The organism is Streptomyces sp. DT2A-34 (assembly GCF_030499515.1).
Lineage (GTDB): Bacteria > Actinomycetota > Actinomycetes > Streptomycetales > Streptomycetaceae > Streptomyces.
In genome coordinates, this window is the sequence record NZ_JASTWJ010000001.1 from 10,156,044 (window position 1) to 10,171,054 (window position 15,011).

At 69.6% G+C, this 15,011-nt stretch carries 16 protein-coding genes and 1 pseudogene; 10 read left to right on the forward strand and 7 right to left on the reverse strand.

Features of this window, described 5'->3' with window-relative positions; genetic code table 11:
• Window positions 1–15 precede the first annotated feature (15 nt).
• Window positions 16–702 (forward strand): class II aldolase/adducin family protein, encoded by a 687-nt coding sequence (locus tag QQM39_RS45320; protein ID WP_302003404.1) that lies wholly within the window; start codon window positions 16–18, stop codon window positions 700–702.
• Window positions 699–1,628, forward strand: a complete 930-nt coding sequence (locus QQM39_RS45325) for a carbohydrate kinase family protein (RefSeq protein ID WP_302003405.1) — start codon at window positions 699–701, stop codon at window positions 1,626–1,628. Before QQM39_RS45320 ends, QQM39_RS45325 begins: the two co-directional genes overlap by 4 nt.
• 38 nt (window positions 1,629–1,666) lie before the next feature.
• On the opposite strand, the gene QQM39_RS46445 is transcribed toward QQM39_RS45325, so the two are convergent.
• Window positions 1,667–1,834 carry a hypothetical protein gene (locus QQM39_RS46445; protein WP_367669682.1) on the reverse strand — a complete coding sequence of 56 codons (168 nt, stop codon included), beginning with the start codon at window positions 1,832–1,834 and terminating at the stop codon, window positions 1,667–1,669.
• Between the two features lie 59 nt (window positions 1,835–1,893).
• On the opposite strand from QQM39_RS46445, the gene QQM39_RS46450 reads away from it, so the two are divergent.
• Window positions 1,894–2,016 (forward strand): hypothetical protein, encoded by a 123-nt coding sequence (locus QQM39_RS46450; protein ID WP_367669683.1) that lies wholly within the window; start codon window positions 1,894–1,896, stop codon window positions 2,014–2,016.
• Window positions 2,017–2,582: 566 nt separating this feature from the next.
• On the opposite strand, the gene QQM39_RS45335 is transcribed toward QQM39_RS46450, so the two are convergent.
• From QQM39_RS45335 to QQM39_RS45345, 3 genes are all read right to left on the reverse strand, one after another.
• On the reverse strand, window positions 2,583–3,743 hold the full coding sequence (locus QQM39_RS45335; protein ID WP_302003406.1) for an acyltransferase: 1,161 nt from the start codon (window positions 3,741–3,743) through the stop codon (window positions 2,583–2,585).
• 239 nt (window positions 3,744–3,982) lie between these two features.
• Window positions 3,983–4,633, reverse strand: a complete 651-nt coding sequence (locus QQM39_RS45340) for a hypothetical protein (RefSeq protein WP_302003407.1) — start codon at window positions 4,631–4,633, stop codon at window positions 3,983–3,985.
• The gene (locus QQM39_RS45345) at window positions 4,630–5,301 is read right to left on the reverse strand and encodes an RNA polymerase sigma factor (RefSeq protein WP_302003408.1); all 672 of its coding nucleotides are present in this window, start codon (window positions 5,299–5,301) and stop codon (window positions 4,630–4,632) included. The genes QQM39_RS45340 and QQM39_RS45345 overlap by 4 nt, the downstream gene beginning before the upstream one ends.
• Before the next feature lie 184 nt (window positions 5,302–5,485).
• Here QQM39_RS45345 and QQM39_RS45350 point away from each other — a divergent pair.
• Window positions 5,486–5,980: pseudogene (locus QQM39_RS45350) on the forward strand (FAD-dependent oxidoreductase); the annotation flags it as partial.
• A 198-nt stretch (window positions 5,981–6,178) separates the two neighbouring features.
• On the opposite strand, the gene QQM39_RS45355 reads toward QQM39_RS45350, so the two are convergent.
• The 3 genes from QQM39_RS45355 to QQM39_RS45365 form a co-directional block, all read right to left on the reverse strand.
• Complete coding sequence (locus QQM39_RS45355; RefSeq protein WP_302003409.1) at window positions 6,179–7,456, reverse strand: MFS transporter; 1,278 nt, start codon at window positions 7,454–7,456, stop codon at window positions 6,179–6,181.
• Window positions 7,440–9,284, reverse strand: a complete 1,845-nt coding sequence (locus tag QQM39_RS45360) for a M3 family metallopeptidase (RefSeq protein WP_302003410.1) — start codon at window positions 9,282–9,284, stop codon at window positions 7,440–7,442. The genes QQM39_RS45355 and QQM39_RS45360 overlap by 17 nt, the downstream gene beginning before the upstream one ends.
• A 95-nt stretch (window positions 9,285–9,379) precedes the next feature.
• On the reverse strand, window positions 9,380–9,697 hold the full coding sequence (locus QQM39_RS45365; RefSeq protein WP_302003411.1) for a hypothetical protein: 318 nt from the start codon (window positions 9,695–9,697) through the stop codon (window positions 9,380–9,382).
• 345 nt (window positions 9,698–10,042) lie between these two features.
• Between QQM39_RS45365 and QQM39_RS45370 the strand changes: the two genes are divergently transcribed.
• The 6 genes from QQM39_RS45370 to QQM39_RS45395 are packed head-to-tail and all read left to right on the forward strand — an operon-like array spanning window position 10,043 to window position 14,665.
• Window positions 10,043–10,846 carry a hypothetical protein gene (locus QQM39_RS45370; protein ID WP_302003412.1) on the forward strand — a complete coding sequence of 268 codons (804 nt, stop codon included), beginning with the start codon at window positions 10,043–10,045 and terminating at the stop codon, window positions 10,844–10,846.
• A 4-nt stretch (window positions 10,847–10,850) separates the two neighbouring features.
• Entirely contained in the window at window positions 10,851–12,065 is a 1,215-nt protein-coding gene (locus QQM39_RS45375) for a YcaO-like family protein (RefSeq protein ID WP_302003413.1), read from the forward strand.
• Window positions 12,062–12,814, forward strand: a complete 753-nt coding sequence (locus QQM39_RS45380) for a TfuA-like protein (protein WP_302003414.1) — start codon at window positions 12,062–12,064, stop codon at window positions 12,812–12,814. The genes QQM39_RS45375 and QQM39_RS45380 overlap by 4 nt, the downstream gene beginning before the upstream one ends.
• Entirely contained in the window at window positions 12,730–13,497 is a 768-nt protein-coding gene (locus QQM39_RS45385; RefSeq protein WP_302003416.1) for an HEXXH motif-containing putative peptide modification protein, read from the forward strand. The genes QQM39_RS45380 and QQM39_RS45385 overlap by 85 nt, the downstream gene beginning before the upstream one ends.
• A complete protein-coding gene (locus tag QQM39_RS45390; RefSeq protein WP_302003417.1) occupies window positions 13,494–14,096 on the forward strand; it encodes a TIGR02466 family protein in 603 nt (200 codons plus the stop codon). The genes QQM39_RS45385 and QQM39_RS45390 overlap by 4 nt, the downstream gene beginning before the upstream one ends.
• A 5-nt stretch (window positions 14,097–14,101) precedes the next feature.
• The gene (locus QQM39_RS45395; RefSeq protein WP_302003418.1) at window positions 14,102–14,665 is read left to right on the forward strand and encodes a hypothetical protein; all 564 of its coding nucleotides are present in this window, start codon (window positions 14,102–14,104) and stop codon (window positions 14,663–14,665) included.
• The last annotated feature ends 346 nt before the right edge of the window (window positions 14,666–15,011 follow it).

A 15,011-nucleotide genomic window follows, 5' to 3' on the forward strand; every position in this document is an offset into this window, starting at 1 on the left:
GTTAGCGTCGCGTACATGACGGACTCAAGCTCGGTGCTGGGTCAGGAGCGCGCCGCCGTGGCCGAAGCGTGCCGCCGTCTGGGGGCACAGGGGCTGCTGATCGGCACGGCCGGCAATGTGAGCATGCGGGTGGAGGACCGGGTCGCGATCACGGCCACCGGTGCGGTGCTCGCCGAACTGACGGCAGACCAGGTGAGCGTGGTCGACCTCGACGGAAAGGTCGTGGCCGGGAGGTTCGCGCCCACCTCGGAACTCGATCTGCACCTGGGCGTCTACCGCCGCTACGGCGCCGGAGCGGTCGTGCACACCCATGCGCCGATGGCGACGGCCCTGTCCTGCGTGCTCGACGAACTGCCCTGCATTCACTACCAGTTGCTCACTCTCGGCGGCTCGGTACGCGTGGCCCCGTATGCCACCTTCGGCACGCCGGCGCTCGCCGAATCGGTCCTGACGGCGCTGGAGGGCCGCAGCGCCGCGCTGATGGCCGGCCATGGCGCGCTGACTCACGCGCCGACGCTCGGCAAGGCGGTCGAGCACGCGCTGCTGCTGGAGTGGGCGTGCGGCGTCTACCAGCACGCGGCCGCCCTCGGAACACCCCGCGTCCTCGACGAACAGCAGCAGCTCGCGGTGATCGAGGCCGCCCTCGCCCGGAACTACGGCACCACCCACCCCGTACCGCCCGCGCAGGAGGGAAACCGATGAAGGTCGTCACGATGGGCGTACATGTGCTGGACGTGCTGGTGCGGCCGGTGGAGGCGATACCCGAGGGCCAGGGCGCGACGCTGGTGGACGACATCAGGATGACGGCTGCCGGGACGGCCGGCGGGACCGCCCTGACCCTCGCCAAGCTCGGCGCCTCAGTGCGCAGCGCCGGGGCGATCGGAGCCGACCCCACCGGTGACATGCTGGTCCAACTGCTGGCCGCGGCAGGCATCGACACCCGGTACCTCGTCCGCCGCACCGACACCCCGACCTCCGCGAGTGTCCTGCCCATCCGCCCGAACGGCGACCGCCCCTCACTCCACCTGCTCGGCGCCAACATCACCTACGGCCCCGACGACGTGCCCTGGGACGCGATCGCCGAAGCCACCCACCTCCACCTCGGCGGCCCCGAGCTGATCGGCGTCGAGGCAGCCGCGCGCATCCTGTCGTACGCCAAGGAGCACGGTGTGGTCACCTCGGTGGACCTGCTCGCCCCCGGCGCGCTGGGGAGTTTCGAGCAGGTGGCGTCGGCACTGCCGTACGTCGACCACCTGCTGCCCAACGAGGACCAGGTCCTCGGTTTCACCGGCGAAGAGGACCTGGTGGCGGGCGCGAACAAGCTCCTCGCCGCCGGTGCCGGCCTGGTCGCCGTCACCCGCGGCGGTGACGGAGCGCTGTTGGTGACCGAGGAGGGCACGCAGCAGGTACCCGCCTTCGAGGTCGACGTGGTGGACACGACCGGCTGCGGCGACGCGTTCTCCGCGGGCTTCGTACGCGGCATGGGCTTGGGCCGCACCCCGTACGACTCCGCCGTCCTCGGCTGCGCGGCGGCGGCGTTGGTGGCGCAGGGCCTGGGCAGTGACCATGGAGACTTCGACCTGCTTGCCGCCGATGGCTTCGCCGCGGCGCACAAGCCCCGACTGTGACGTGAGAGGCGGGGCGGGGGGCGTCCGGCCTGGGGCGTTCAGGCGCGGACCAGGTCGAGCGCCTGGTTCAGGTTGTACTCGGCGACGGCCGCCATGAACGCCCGGTCGGGGAAGTCCCCGTCGAGCAGCCGCAGTGGCCCCGCGGTCAGCGACAGACGCTGCGCGAGCAGGTGGAACGCGAGGCGGTCCTCGTCCAGTCCGTCCACCTCCCGCGGCCGGTAGGCGTCGCGATCGGCACGGGGTTCCCGTCCCTGTCCACCAGCACATGGTCGGGTCCCGGTTCGCCGCGTACGACCGCGTACTGCGCGCGCGGCCGCACCGCCGCCGCCAGAGCCGGCAGCCGTTCCTCCAGCCGGTCGCGGGCTCCCGCGATCCGCGGATCACGTGACGCCGCTTCGGTGAGGTCCCGCAGCGCGCGGTCCAGGACGACGCCCTCGCACGATGTCCCGCGCGATGTGCCGCCTGCGTCGACCACGGCCGCTTTGCCGTACGTGGAAGCCTGATGGCCCCGCATCGCCTCCAGCGCCTCCCTGAGCCGGGCCATGACCGGGGCGGCGGCGCCCGGGTCGCGCGCGAGCAGCTCCTGAAGGTTCTCGCCGGGGAGGTCCTCGACGATCGCGAGGTCGGCCGGGCCGTGGTCGCCGCCGCGGTCGACGAGACGGATCGCCGGGACACGGACGCCGAGCGCGTCCAGCCGCGCGTGCGCGGCCTGGAACAGGTCGAGCCCGAGGCCGGGGGAGAGCGGGTCGGTGAGGTCGTCGTCGCCCCTCGGCCTGCGGCCAGTAGTTCTCGGCGTCGTCCCGCAGGCAGGCGATCGCCGTCGTCGCGTCGTCCATCACCAGGCGGTACACGCCCTTACTGCTGCCGCCCGAGACCCGGTCATGGCGGTGACGTCGACCAGACGGTCCGGCAGACCCGGACCGCCATGATCCAACAAAGTCACCCGCGGAGAACCTACCGCCGTGGCTGCGGTGGGCGCGCCAGTCTACGGCCCCAAGTCTGGCTCGGCGCTTCGATGTAACGGTGGGTCAGTGCGCACAGGGGCAGCAGCACGGTGAAGAACGCCGCTTCGAGCGCGAGATTGTCCTGCCGCCGCCGGCCGATCGTGCTGTCGATCACCGCCAGCAGCACGGGATGGACCAGGTAGACCGAGTAGCTGATCGTTCCCAGTCCGGTCAGCGGGCGCGGTATGTGCCGGCGGCGCGCGGCCAGTGCGGTACCGAAGGTGAGCAAGGCCAGCAGGAACGCGGCGATCCAGCCGCGCCGTGTGAAGTGGTCGCCGTCGCCGTACCGGTAGGCGCTGCCCACGGCGCAGGCGGCCACCGTGACGGCAGTGCCCGCCGCATACCGCCAGGTGCTTTGGCCGTTCTCGGCGCGGTGGACGGCGGTTCCGAGGAACATCACGGCGAGGATCACCAGGCTCTCCCACAGCGGGACCGTACTGTTGAACGCGACCAGGACGAGGGCCGGCACCCCGCCCAGCACACCCCCGACCCCCCGGAGCACGGGTGACTTGGCGCTCGCACAGCAGACGGCGACCACCATGGCGATCGAGGCGAACGCGATGAGCGGGCCGGTGCCGAGCGTGCCGGACAGGGCAGAGGCCGGCAGCACGATCCCCGCCGTCACGCTCACGACGGCGAGCACGGCCAGGATGACGGCGACCGCCGCGGACCGCTGGTGCAGGCGGACCCTGAACAGGGCGACGACCAGCAGGTAGAAGGACATCTCGTACGAGAGCGTCCACAGGACGAGCAGGAGATTGGGTGTGCCCAGCAGCTCCTGGAGCATGGTGGCATGGGCGGCAGCGACGGCGGCGGCGCTCTGCCGACCGAAGTCAGGAACCTGCACGATGTCGAGGAGACCGGCGGCGAGGAACACCGTGACGACAGCCGCCCACAGCGGGTACACACGGAAGATCCGCCCGATCCAGAAGGCGGCGACACTGCCCCGGCGCTCCAGCGACGCGGGGATGACGTAGCCGCTCACGAGGAAGAACAGCATGATGCCGTAGCGGCTGGTGTTGAAGTGCGGCGTCAACTCCCGCCGGAAGTCCGCCATGAACGTGTACGAGGAGTGGTCGAACACCACGACGAGTGCGGCGATGCCGCGCAACGCGTCCAGCCAGCCCAGCCGTGCCGGACCGGATGCCGCGATGACTGAACATGATCGTGATGTTGCGGAGAGTGAGTGTCCAGGAGAGTCAGGGACGAGGGGTGGGGAGGGCATGCGCAGACAGAGTCCTGTTTGGTGTGGTCTCGGCTGGACTTGCGGTGGGGTCTGTGGGTTGCCTGGGCGGGGGCTCGCGGTACTTCGGCTCCGCAAGTGCGGACGCGCTGCGGTGAACCGGCCGGCTAGCGCTCCGGCAGGGCGACCTTCATCGGAACGCAGGGCTCGGCCTCGGCCTCGGTCTTGTAGAACTCGACCGCACGCGGCCGGGAGCCGCCCTTCGTGTTCTCGAAGGCCAGTACGTTGCCCCGACGCAGGGTGACGTCCCAGCCGGCCTTCAGGGGGATGACGGGAACCCGGTTGCCGTGCGCATCGACCCCCACGAGTGGGGTGACCTTGCTGCGCTCGCAGACGTAGCCGGGAGCCAGTACGTCAACGGTCACCTGAATGCCCCACGGGCGGACCTTCCAGGCGAGTTCGCGTTGGGCCTTGACACTGATGCTCTGGTCCTTGACGGTGAGCGTGACACTGCCGTCGTCGCGAGGCGCCACGGCGTATGCCGTCGACTCCGTCGGCGAACCGGGCGCAACCACCGTGGCGAGCCAGGCCCCCGTACAGACCACCGCGACAACGGCGATCCGCCGTGGGGCCGACAGTGGGCGCACGGACGCCTTGGACTTGCGGCGCACGGAAGCCTTCGGACTGCCCTGTCCGGTTGCGGCCTCACCTGGCCCCGCCGGGCACGTCCCGACCTCGCGCTGCTCGATCTCCCGCTGCTCGATCTCCCGCTTCAGCCCGTCCAGGAGCCGGTCCTCGAACGTCGTCCTCGTGCTCATGCTTCTCCCCTTGCGACGTACAGCAGCGCTGTGTCCGGCGTCTGCGTTCCTGTGGAACGTGCCTGTACGGCCGTGGAAGCCGTGGAAGTGGAACTCGTGTAATTCGCCTTGGCGGCCTTGGAGTCCGTCTCCTCCCGCAACGCTTTGCGTGCCCGGTGCAGGCGGACGCGGGCGGTGACCTGGCGGATGCCCAGCGCGGCCGCCGCCTCGGTGACCGTGAGCTGGTCCACTGCGATCAGTTCCATGACGGCCCGCTCACCCTCGGGAAGCCTCGCCAGCGCGGCCAGGAGGAGCCGACCGGGGCGTTCCGCGTCGAGTTCGTCCTCGATACGGGAGATGTCATCGCTCTCCAGCAGCCGCCGCCCGATGATGCGTCGATCGCGTTCGGTCTCCCGGGCGATCCGGCGGCGCTCCGATGACACGACGTTGCGTGCGATGCCGTACAGCCAGGCCGTCTCGCTGCCGAGGCGCGGCCGGTAGGAGTGGGCGGAGTCGAGGACGGCGAGGAAGATCTCGGCCGTCAGGTCGGCCGCCGTGTACGGGTCCTCCACACGCCGGGCCACGAAACGCATCACCGCGTCCACGTGGCGCCGATAGAACTCCTCGAAGAGCCGCGGGTCACGTACCGCCGCCGCGGGCCCGCCCCGTAACCGTTCCGCGTCATCCACCGGTGCCTCCTTGTCGTCAACGGCTGCCCGGTCCTCCTGGGCGGAGGTTCACCGGCGTTCTTCAAAGGCGCTTCAGTTGTTCTTGGCACGAGGCGCGAAAAGCGTTACAGAGCGAACAGGGCGACCCGCTACGGGCGAAGCTCCACGCGGATGTGCGAGGACACCGCGTATGTCGGTACGTCGGTACGTCGTCGAGACCTACCTGTTCGCCGCCGACACCCGGCACCAGGCCGCCGCGAAGGCGGTCGGCGGCGGGTCGATGATCGCGCCCGTCCCGGAAAGCGGCGACACCTGCACACCTATGTGGTGCTGTCCAAGCCGCAGGACTGGTTCGCGGCCATCGATTTCACCGAGGCCGCCGAGGCGACGGTACGGATCGCGAAGGAGTTCGATGGCTGGGCACCGGAGCTCACCGCGCTGATCACCAACAGCGACACCGCGCCGGTCCTGCGCCGCTACCACCCTCGCCGACCGGGCACCGGTGGGACCGGTTGCCGGGGGTGACCCTGGTCGGCGCCGCCGCCCACCTCTCGGTCACGAAGGGCGAAGGCGCGCCAACCTGGCCATGCTCGACGGCGCCGAACTCGGCGAGGCCCTCTCCGCACACCCCGACGACATCGAGGCCGCCCTCACCGAGTACGAGCAGGCCATGTTCCCCCGCAGCGCCGAGGCCACCGCTTTTGAAGATGCCGAGTACCACGGGCCAGTACGCTCGCCAGGCTCCGGCCGACGGTGTCGCGTTCGGCGTCGTCGTAGTGCTCGCCGCGCATCGTCGTCCATGACCACGGCCGGCCGCAGCCGGGACGCCCGTCCCTGCCCATACGGCCTCCGTATGATCGGCGGCACTCGAACGCAGGCGCTCGCTCGCCCGGTCTCCTTATGGGTTGCGCCGAGGGCGCTCATGGTCGCGGCCCGGGGGGAGGGTGCGAACCTGTGGGAAGGAGATGCTGAGGGCCGTTGCCAGGACCACCGACAGGCTGCAGACGGTGAGGGTGGTCGCCAGACTGGTGGCCTCGGCGGCCGGGCCGGCCACCAGGAGGCCGAGTGAGGCCAGGGAGAGAGAGCCGAACCAGTCGTAGGAGCTGACTCGGGAGAGGGACTCCTCCGGGATCTTGTGCTGGAGGGTGGTGCTCCACAGGACGCCGTAGACGCTGATGCTCAGGCCGGTGAAGAACATCGCGGCGATGGTGAGCCAGGCCGGCGCCCGGGCGGCGAGGAGCGCCATGGGCAGCGCCGCGGGGAGTGCGGCGAGCGAGGCGATGAGGAGCGGACGTCGGGGCCGGAACCTGGCGCCCAGGGCCGCGCCGACGATGCTGCCCACCGCCTGGGCCCCGACGAGGGCCGACCAGGTCTGCGCTCCGCCGGAGTCCTGGAAACGAAGCGGCCCCAGCACCCCCACGGTGGCGTTCACCGCGGCCATCACCAGGGCGTACTGGGCGGTGAGGACCCACAGCCATTGGCGGGACATGAACTCCCGCTGTCCTTCCCGCAGATCCTGCCAGCCGGAGGTCGCGCGCCGCGGGCGCGGAGCGACGGGCACCTTGTGCATGAGCAAGCCGCTGGCGAAGAAGGTGAGGGCGTTCAAGGCGAGCGCCCAGCCCGCTCCGAAGAACCCGACGATGGCTCCGGCCGCCGCGAGGCCCACCAGGTTCGCGGTGTTGCTTCCGGTGCGCAGCGCCGAGTTGGCTCGCTGCAGGCTGTCCTCCGGGACGAGCTGCGGGATGAGACCGTCCATGGCGGGATACAGCAGCGCCGAGGCGGTTCCGGCCACCGCCGCCAGGAAGCACAGCAGGACGAGGGGGGCGCTCTCGGCGGTGATCAGGACCGCGAGGAACGTGAAGGCGATGCCCGCCGTGTATTCGGCGGCGAGGATGAGCCGTGAGCGCCGGACGCGGTCCGCGACGACCCCGCCGATCAGGATGAAGCACACCTGGGGAATGGCCTGGCAGGCAAGTACCAGGGAGAGCTGTCCCGGAGTGCTTCCGGGCAGGCTGAGCACACCGAAGGCGAGGGCGACGCGCGCCAGGCCGTTGCCGAAGACGGACACGGTGCGTGCGACGAGGAAGTAGAGGAAGCTCGGTTCGGCTGTCAGGGGTCTGGGGGGCGAGGCCTGCAGACCGGTCGTACTGCCTGAATTCTCAGGGCTGCGGGGCAACGGGGTTGTCTCCTCGGGCGGTGTCTGCGGAAGTGTGCCCCGCGTTGTTCAGGTAGGCGTCGGCCGCCCGGCAGAACGTCTCCACTCGACGTGCCAGGCCGGCGGCCGATGCCATCCAGAACTCCTCGGAACCCAGGTCGATGCCGCACCGTCGGGCGAGCACCTCTGGAGCGTGCCGTCCGGAGTTGGAGAGGAGGTACCGCAGGGCATCGGGCTGGAGAGTACCGTCGGTGCCTTCCCTGATGCCGAGTCCGAGGAACAGACCGAAGTAATAAGGCCAGTTCGTGAAGGGCGTTTCGGCGTAGTAGTGAGGTTTGGAGATCCAGGCATAGCGGTCGAGCGTGGCGACGTCGACGCTGTCGCCGTATGTCTCGCACTGGGCCTCGTGCAGGAGGCCGGAGATGACTTTGGCCGAGACGGTGCCCTCTTCGCGTTGCCGGAGGTACCGGTGTTCGAAGAGGAAGCGGCTGTAGGTGTCGACGACGACCTGGAAGTGCCCGATGAGGTCGGCGTTCATCAGCGCCAGGTACTGCTCGGGGGTCGGGTCCGTGGTGCCGTGCTCCAGGAGCAGCGTCTCGGACACCAGGCTGGCGGTCTCGGCGAGAGCCAGGGGCGGGATGCGCTGCAGTTCCTCGCTGTCACGCAGCAGGTGGTAGTGGTAGGCGTGTCCGAGTTCGTGCGCCAGACTCAGGACGCTGTCCATGCTGTCGTCGAAGTTGACGAGCAGTCGGCTCTGTCCGTCGCGCATGGGCATGCTCAAAGCGGTCTGCCGCTTCCCGGGGCGTGGCTCGGCGTCGATCCACGCGTTGTCGCCGGCCCGGCGGACGAGGGCGGCGAAGTCGTCGGCGAACGCGCCGGCCGCCCGCAGGGTCATCTCGAGCGCGGCGTCCCAGCCGATCTGCGGTTCCTCGGGGAGGGGAGCGGCGATGTCCGGATAGGACAGGGTCCGCACTCCGAGCAGCGCGGCTTTGGCCCGGGCGAAGCGATGGAGGGCCGGGAGCGCCGCCCGTACCGCCTCGTGCAGCACGTGCAGGATCCTGCTGTCGACACCGTTGGCATGGAGGGACAGGTCCAGTGGTCCGGCCCATCCTCGGTGGGCCGCCAGCGTGAGCGTCTCGCCCCGGATGGCATTGAGGCAGGCCGCTGCCGGGGACTCGATCGACTGCCACGCCCGTTGGGCGGCCTCGTATGCCGCGTGCCGGCGTTTCGGCTCCGGGCGCCCGAGTTCGCTCCGCAGTGTGGCGATGGACGCCGTCTCGCCGTCCAGCTCTCCGGTGAGATTGCTGGTCAGGTCGCGGTGGAGGTTCTGCCATGCCTGCATGCCGCTGGGGCGGAGCTGCGCGAGCAACAACTCCTGTTCCGGCGGGAGTTGGTGGCGCGCGACGGCATGGGTGCGTTCGAGCCAGTAGCGGTGCGCGGCGGCGATCGGGCTGGCTTCGACGAGCCGCTCGCGCTCCAGGCGGGTCACCCACTGTTGAAGGCGTGACTGCAGGGCGGGCAGCGTGCTCGTCGCCTGGCGAACGGCGGCCGCCTGCGCCGCCGCCTCGGCGTCCGCGCCGTCCGCCCAGCAGCGTCCTGCCCAGTACAGGGAGAGGACCCGGTGATCCTCGGCCGCTCGGCTGACCAGGGTGAGCGTCTGCTCGAAGAGCGCGACCTGGTCCGGCGTCGTCTGCAGGGGCGGCCCCGGGTCGATCTTCTGCTCGGTGAAGTGCCGTTCCAGGTCTTCGAGTTGGGTGCGAAGCCGACGGAGAGCTTCGTCGGGGGATGCGGCGTCGGCGGAGGGGAAGACTGTGTCGAGGTTCCAGCGGGGCGGCGTCGCTTGGTTCATCTGTCCGTTTCCGTCGGGCCGTGGTGGGGCTGGCGTGGAACTGTCATGGGCGGTGCGGGACCTGCTCTGGGCAGGCACCGCACCAGAGGATGCACTCAGTCGACCTTGGGTGCCTTCTCGGGGTCTATGTAGACCTTCCGCGCCTTGATGCGCCCGGTGGCGGTGTGGCGGCCGACGACCTCCTTGACGTCGTCACCCTCGGCCACCGGCCTGCTGAGCCGGATGCTGACCTCGGCGCGCAGGCCGAAGTTGTCCTGGACGGCGGCGTCGGCGGCGGAAGCGGCCTCGACGAGTCCCTTCCTGACGATGTCCATGTAGTGGTCGACGTCGACGGGGTCGAGGTCGATCCCGACGATGTTCTCCCGTTCCTCGGAGGTGGTGAATCGAGTCAGCTTCGGTTGCGTCTCGGACATGTATGTCCTCCGTTTGCGAGCTGATGAACCGGCCTTGGGGCGTTCGCACACTTCGGCCCCCGGTCGCAGAACACGACCGCCAACCACCATCGCCCACATCGGTGGCGGTTGAAAATTGCGCTTGGGGAAGTTGTCCGCTTAGCGACCGTCGAGGCCACGGCGTTCTGACCGTTTTGACGCCAATAACCCCGTTGTAGATTGCGATTTTTGACCGTCCGCACAAGGCCGCCACATTCAGTTCGGGCCATTTGCCATGGCCCGCTTCTGGCAGCAAAGAGCCATGGGTAACGTTCCGGGGGTGCGCTGTCCGAACCGCCGACACACCGCCCCGAAAGCCGGAGGCCCATGTCTCGAGACGCCCGAAAGTCCAGCCCACAAAGATCGCAGAGCGCCGCCCGGGAACTTCTGGCCAATTTCTACACGGTCGAGCGGGCCGGTGGCTTCCGACTCAGTGATGGAGGTGGTCCCTTCGGGTTCGACATCACGACCGCCCTGCAGGTTGATTTCCTGATGGCGTCCTACGGCTGCGACGGAATCGTGGAGACGGGAAGTTTCCTCGGTGACACCACGACCTATTTGGCAAGGCAATATCCGGACACTCCGATACGCACCTGCGATGTGTCCGAGGAGTATGCGTCATTCACCCGCCGGCGCCTGGCGGGGCAGGACAACGTACGCGTTCTGACAGGCAGCTCCGACCAGCTGCTGCCACGGTTGCTGAAGAATTTCAGCCGGCCTCTCGTCTATCTCGACGCGCACTGGTACGAGCACTGGCCCATTCGCGAGGAAATCGCCCTGACGGGCACCGGGATCGTAGCGATTGACGATTTCGACATCGGTCACCGGCGCTTCTCCTTCGACGAATACGATGGAACACGCCTGGACGCGCGGCTGATCGCACGCGTACTGCCCGAGCTCGACGAGTTGTTCGTCGGCGACCCCGAGGCCGACTACCCCTTTCCGTGCCTGCAGACCGGCCGGCGTTCCGGCACGGCCTATCTCGTGCGGGGGTTGGACCCAGGGCCGCTGCGGGAGAGCGGCATGTTCCGGCGGATCGCGCTGAAACCGCACATCCAGCTGCCGTCCTGGAACACCGCGGGGGCGGGCGCGGCGCTGCCGGGGGCCACGGCGTCCCGTGCGGGGAGGTGACCGTATGCATGTGCTGAGCGGCAGCATCCGGACCCGGTCGGCGGAGGAGGCGGCGCCGGTCGCCTGGGCGGTCGCGCAGCGGCTGGGTGTCACCCGGGTCACCGATGTCACGTGGATGGACCGGATCGGAATCCCCGTCAGCTCCGCCACGCGCCCGCGGGCCGGCATTCTGCGGGTCTCGGCGGGAAAGGGCCGTCGCCCCGCCGAAGCCCACATCGGTGCGCTGATGGAGAGCATCGAGCAAGGTGTGGCCGAGCGGGCGGCCGAGACCGCCGCTGTCGAGTGGATGAGCGCGAGGGACGTGGTCCGCGACGGCGGCCCCACGTTGGGCAGTTACTGTCCGCACATCAACGCCCCGCTCGACCCCGACCGGCCCCTTGCCTGGGTCATCGCCCACGACATCGTCCGTGACTGCCCTGTCCCGGTGCCGGCGGAGCTCGTCTTCATCCCCTGCCCGCCGGAGCTGACGAGCGGTTACTTCGGGTCCACCACCACGGGGCTCGCGTCGGGAAACACCTACCCGGAAGCCACCGTGCACGGACTGTGCGAGGTACTGGAGCGGGACATCTCTTCCTTCCAGGTCGTGGACGATGCCTCCTTCCTCGTCCGGCCCGACAGCCTGCCGCCCGCCCTGAGCGAGATGACCGACAGGATCCGGTCCGCGGGCCTGCGCACCTGGTTGCGCTGGGTCCCCTCGGCCCTCGGCGTCTCCTATTTCACCTGCCTGATCGAGGACCCGGACTTTCCGACACCGCTGTTCTGCAATGGCGGTTACGGCGCCCATCCGGTCCCCGTCATCGCCGCGACGCGGGCGATCACCGAAGCCGCCCAGAGCCGGCTCACGTACATCCAGGGCGCCCGCGAGGACCTGGAGGACACCTTCGAGCTGTTCCGCGACGCCCCGGCGCAGGCCATGGACAGCTACCGCGAGGAGCTGATCGGCCGCTACGCCGACGAACGGCGCACTGTGCGGTTCGGGGACATAGCCGGAGCGGACCCCGCCCCGCCCGAGGTCATGCTGGAGCACCTGGTCCGGCACTGCCGCGGCGCCGGCTTCTCCTCCATCGCCGTGTACCACTACGCCGAACTCGCCCTGCCGTTCCGTATCGTGCGGGTGGCGGTTCCGACCGCGGAGCACTTCACCAACGCCACTCAGCGCGTGGGAACCCGGCTGGGGCAGCTGCGGCGCGTCGAACGCACGCTGGTGGGGGCCGCGTGAGCGACCACCGGAACACCCCGTCACCGCTGCACGTCATGGTCGGCCCCACGGGCTACGGGCAGCATGAGCTGCTGTCCACAGTGCCGGGCGTCGTGGTGCACCCGCCCGCGGAGCGCGGATCCATACGTTCGCTGCTGCGCCGGCACACCTGCGTCCCCCAGGAGATCGCCCTGGTCGACGGCCGGTTCGGCGACGTCCTGGCCGTCGGTCACGGAGAGCTCCTCGAGGCCGTCGACGCCGGCTGGCGAGTCTGGGGGCTCGGATCGATGGGCGCCATCCGTGCTGCCGAACTCCACACCCTCGGGGTGATCGGCTACGGGCAGGTCTTCCGGCACCTGCGCGACACCATGGCCCCCGACGACGAGGTGGCCGTGCTGCACGGGCCCGCGCCGCGCTACCGGCCCGCGACCGAGGCTCTGGTCGACTTGCGTGTGCTTCTGGCGCACTGGGCCGGTGAGGGGCTGTTGTCCCGGGATCGGAAGGAAGAGCTGCTGACCGAGCTGGCCGGCAGATGGTTCGGTGACCGCTCGCTCGCGGAGGTCATCGCGCTCGCCCGGCGCATGCTCGGTGCCGCGGCCGCCGACGTGCTGCGGTCCGCGCTGCCTCCCCCCGCCCGATACCGGATCAAGAGCCGTGACCTGGCAACTTTCCTCCAGGAGGAACCATGGCGTCAGCCGCGTCGTTCACCGAGCGGGAATTCGGCGGATTTCCCTTCCTCGATCTCTCCTTCTTACCTGGCCGCCTCCTGACCGCGGTCGCCTGTGTGCGCGCGAGCCGGCGCACCGGCAGCGCGGCCCCGCCCGGCCCGGACGAACTGAACGATGTCCTGACCCCGCTGACCGCGCTGGCCATCCGCCGCATGGACATGAAGCTGGACATCCCGGGTGGCCCGCTGGCACCTGAGCGGCAGGCGGCGGTGAACGAGGCGCTGGCCACGATCGCGGCCGCCGTGCCGGCGTGGGAGCCACTGGTGCGGCTGCCGATCCGTTTCTTGCGTCTGCGGGACGGCGGGCGGGCCATCGGGGCCAGCTGCTACGCCTGGCCGCAGCACGTTCTCCTCGGTGACGACGCCTTCGCCTCCCGCGCCGAACTCGCCGAGCAGGTGCTGCACGAGGTCTCCCACAACTGGCTCTACCTCGTGGAGGAGATCAAGGCGCTGCAACACCGCGGCTGCGACCACACACTGACACTCCCGTCCGGTACCAGCGAGCGAGAGCCGGACGAGATCCTCGGCGCGGCGCACGTCGTCCTCAACGTCCGCCGGCTGTGGCAGCGGATGGACGTGGACGAGGACCAGCGTTCCCGGCGTCTCACCGACCTGGCGTCCTACCTCGAGGGGTGCCTGTCCCTCATCGACGAGGCACGCGTCTGCCTGACCGACGACGGACAGGCGCTGGCCGACCGATTGCTGCAGGAGGCTGTTGCCGCGTGAAACTCAAGGGAGAACTGTCGACCCGCTGGGGCACGCCGTTCCTCGTCCACCAGGTGGAAAGCCCCGACGGATACAACGCTGCTCTGCGCGAACTGCTGCTGGAGAGGGAGCACTCGAAAGCGGGCACCACCGTCGGTATCGTCGACGCGACCAAGACGACCTCGGACGTGCTGCGCTGGGACCACTGCCTGATCGACCCGCTGCGCGGCTGGATCCTCGATGTCGGCGAGTCCATGAACCACCACGTCGGTGCCGGAGTCACGGCCGCGGGGGAGCCCGCGTCGATGATCGCGGAGGCCTGGGCGGTCATCTACCACGAGTGGGGCCACCACAAGATCCACTCGCACCATGACTCGGCCTGGTCGGGCGTGTACTACGTCCACGCCGAGAACATGGCGCAGGGCACGGGAAACATCGAGCTCGTCGACCCGCGCCCCGCGGCCTGCGTGGCAGAGCCCGGCCGGTCGCCGCTGCTGCCCTTCACACCGCGGACCGGCTCACTCATCGCCTTCCCCAGCTGGTTGCAGCACTGGGTGACGCCGTACATCGGCGGCAGCGAGCGGATCTGCATCGCCTTCAACATCGGCTTCGAACGGTGAGGACCATGACCTTCCCCGTCACCTCCCTGTGGGAGACCCCCGTGTGGAGCGGCGCCCTGGCCGCCGAGGACCTGGCTGGGCTGCCCGACCTGCTCGGCTCCGACCCGGAAGTACGGGCGGCCTGCACCAAGAGGTTGGGCCAGGCCCTCACTGACGTCGCTCACACCCTGGCCGGCCCCGGCGCCCGGGAACCGGACACGCCATGGAGCGCACACACCGAACGCTGGGAGGCGGGCTACCACTGCGGGCTCCGCTACGGGAAGGGCACGCTCCAGGCCATCGTCGTCGTCTCCGCGACCGGCACCGCACGGCACGCCGAGTCCGGGCGGATCAGCCTCCACGACCCGAGAGCCGGCGCCAGCAACGTCTTCCTGCCCGGTCTGCCCTGGGGCCGCCACCACCACCTGGAACCCGAGCCCGGCAACGTGCTGATCTGCCCCAGCTGGGTGGCATGGTCGGTGGCACCCGTCCAGGACGGCCACACCGTCGAGGTCTGCCTGTTGCACTCCACATGGGCCGCCGGGACATACCGGACCGGCCTGCTGCTGGGGCAGAAGCTGTCTGGGTGAAGGCCGCACCTCGCCTCGAAGTGGCCGGTTTTTGAGGGGAGTTGTGCAGCCGCTCGTACCGTGCGGGGCCGTGATGGTTTCCATGGGTGGGGTGCCCTTGTGGCGGGTGGGCAGTTGTGACGGTGCAGTGATAGGGGGTGTGGTTGTTTTGGTTTGGTGTCCTGTTTTTGGGGGTGGGGCTCGGGAATGGTGAATGTGGCTGTGTTTGGGTGTGTTTGGGTGTGGATTTGAGGGTGTGTTCGGTTTGGTTGTTGGGGTGGTTGATCTGTGGTTTTTGGTTGTGTGGGAGTGATCTGGGGTTTTCCGTAGGTGTGGTGGTGCGTCTGTAGGCGGCTGCGCTTGCTAC